The organism is Streptomyces sp. NPDC058664 (assembly GCF_042716635.1).
Classification (GTDB): domain Bacteria; phylum Actinomycetota; class Actinomycetes; order Streptomycetales; family Streptomycetaceae; genus Streptomyces.
The window spans coordinates 1-2591 of the sequence record NZ_JBHXRW010000176.1 but is presented as its reverse complement, the minus strand read 5'-3'; the positions used below and the strand labels follow the sequence as shown (position 1 = coordinate 2591).

Sequence of the window (2591 nt, the reverse complement as noted above, 5' to 3'; positions counted from 1 at the left end):
ACGACTATGGCAAACTCCGGCGCTGCACCGAGAAGAACGGCCAGGTCGTGGACTTCTACCTCTACCTCGCCGCCACCCTGGTCACGCTCCGTATGATCATCAGACGATCGGCGAACCGGTACCGCTGGGACAACCGGCCCACCACCCGACGCCTCAAGTGATCCATTTGCCGGTCGGTCTTATCCGAATGTTTTGCGTCATTGCGGTCCCTGCCTGTCGTGCACGGCGGTCGTGTAGCGCCGCTGGAGCGGCCGGATCCGCAGGGCTGCTCCCCAAAAACGGCTTTCCGCCGGGCTGGTCGGCGGACGCGTCACCCGTTCGGCCGGCAGAAGATCCAAGCGGCACCGACCCCGGTCGCCGTGACGACACTGCGGTCCGTGTCCTCTTCCACATCACTGAGACCGGACATCGGCGGCCTGGATGCACGCGCCTGAACAAGGACCGCCGGACACCTTGCCCAGCGACAGCGCCGAGGAGCGACTCCGGGCTGCACCAGGCAGCCGACGTCCTGCGCGGGCCGCTGGTCCGGCCGGGCGTGTGGCACCGGGCCCGGGCCGCGGGGATCACCGAGCGCCTCATAGGCGTCCCGCTCGACACCCCCACAAGGAGTCCCCCGGCTCCTCGTTGGGGCTGCCGGGCAGGCCGGTCAATCCCAGTTGCACTCGTGATCGATCACGAAGACCGGGTTCATGGCGTAGTCCCAGGAGACATCGGGGTGCTCGGTCTCGAGGTCCCAGCTCGGTCCGCCGAGTGCACCACCGAGGTAGGCGTAGCGGGCATGGCAGGCGGCCTGCTTGTAGAGCGAAGAACCTTCCGAGTCGGTGAGGCGGGTGTCCGGGTAGGGGACGGTGTTCCAGATCTGGCGCCACAGTTCGTCGTAGTCGCGGTCGGCGTTGTCGAACCCGGAGTCCGTGGGGAAGGCGCGAGTGGTCAGGAGGCCGGAGCTCTGATCGATGATGACGCCTACGGTCTTGAGCCAGCTGTCGGCAGGGCTTGAGTCCGCACGGTAGCCGACGCAGGTTCCGTGTTCGGGACAGCCGTACACGTCCGGGGCGGAGTCCGTGGTGTGCCAGATCTTAGCGCCGGGCTTGCCCGAGAAAGTCTGGTACATCTGGTTCAGTTCATCGTCCCACCGCTCGTCACTGGTGGGGTAGCCGAAGGCCCCGGCTTCCCAGCCGACGTGGCCCCAGAGACCGCCGATAGGGCCGCGTACGGCGTGCGCGCCGTTGGAGAGGGTGGGATGCCAGTAGATGGTGCCGCCCTGGAACTGCTGACGCCTGCCGCTGCCGTCGGGGTTGGCGAGCTCGTCGCTGACCGGGTAGCCGAGGAATCCGGACTCCCAGCCGTGTTGCCCCCACTTGTCGCCGATACCGCCCCAGACTGCATGGGCGTTGGTAGATGGAGTCCAGTAGATGCTGCCGCCCTGGAACACCTGGCGCCGGCCCACGCCGTCCGGTGTCGGGATCTCCCCACTGGTCGGACAGCCGAGCTGAGAGGCAGGGCCGCCCAGCTCCTCGTACTTGGTGAGAATGGCGCCTCCGACATCATGACCGCAGTACGGCTGGGCAGCAGCCGGTACAGCCTGTATGCCGAGGAGAAGTCCCGCGGTGGTGACGGCGATGGCTAACGCACTGCGGACCCCGCGCCTCCAGGCCGCTGTCACAGTGTGCCTCGTCAAGTCGTGCCTCCACTTCGTCTGTGCGAAGGATCTGTCGCGGCTATCTACCCTTTCCCAACTAAGCAACTGAGCTCTCGCTGAACCTTGACCAACGTCTCAACGGAGCTTCACCAGCCGCACATCTTTGACCAGTGGTGGAGCCGGTCAAAGATCAATAGGAACGGCCAAGGCTCAGCGGGAACAGACACGAGCGGCAGGAGCACCGTCACCCCAAAAGCATCACTGAACGCTCTGCGTACGCGAAAAGTGCGCAGAACGTACGCAAGACGTGCGGTTTGTGCAACGGGCTGGGCCAGGAGGTGTTCTCATGTCTGAGTTGTTCGACGCGGTCGACGCGCTGCTCGCGTCCCGCGCCGTCCTGCCGCCGCCCGAGGAACGCAGGCGTCTGCGGCAGGCCCATGCCCTGACGGTCGACGAGGTCGTGGCCGCGCTGAAGGTGCGCCGGGCCACGGTCACGAGCTGGGAGTTCGGCAAGACCGAACCGCGCCCGCCTGAACGTGGCGCGTACGCCCGGCTCCTGGACGGGCTCGCCAAGCTCTACCCCGCCGCCGGCGGCCCCAGCTTGGCCGATCCTGCGACGACCGAGCCCGCCCCGGCGCCTGCCGAGATCGCCCCGGTCCCGGAGACGTTCACCGACTCGCCCGCCCCAGCCGAAGTGTCCGCGCAGAAACCGACCGAGGCTGTGGCCGCAACGGCACCCGAGCACCCCCAGATTTCCGCCACCCCTGCTCCGGCCCCCGAGCCCCATCCGGCGAGCACCACCAGGGCGTCGTCGACGTCGCGCCGCCCGGGTGCGAAGAAGGCGGCTCCGGCCGGCCCCCCGGCGGGCGGCGCCGATCCGCGGTTCGCCAACGGACCGCTGGCGGTCGTCGACGTCGACGACGAGGGCAAGGTGCTGGCGTACTGCACCGGC

Annotated in this window: 2 protein-coding genes and 1 pseudogene; 2 read left to right on the top strand and 1 reads right to left on the bottom strand. The window is 67.9% G+C overall.

Annotated features, from left to right (window positions below; translation table 11 throughout):
• Positions 1–161: pseudogene (locus tag ACFWUY_RS41240) on the top strand (IS5/IS1182 family transposase); the annotation flags it as partial.
• Positions 162–646: 485 nt separating this feature from the next.
• On the opposite strand, the gene ACFWUY_RS41235 reads toward ACFWUY_RS41240, so the two are convergent.
• Positions 647–1663: a DUF2599 domain-containing protein gene (locus ACFWUY_RS41235; RefSeq protein WP_384122060.1), complete on the bottom strand. Its 1017-nt coding sequence runs from the start codon at positions 1661–1663 to the stop codon at positions 647–649.
• A gap of 322 nt (positions 1664–1985) precedes the next feature.
• Between ACFWUY_RS41235 and ACFWUY_RS41230 the strand changes: the two genes are divergently transcribed.
• Positions 1986–2591 (top strand): helix-turn-helix domain-containing protein (locus tag ACFWUY_RS41230; protein WP_384122057.1); only part of this gene is annotated, 606 nt, incomplete at its 3' end.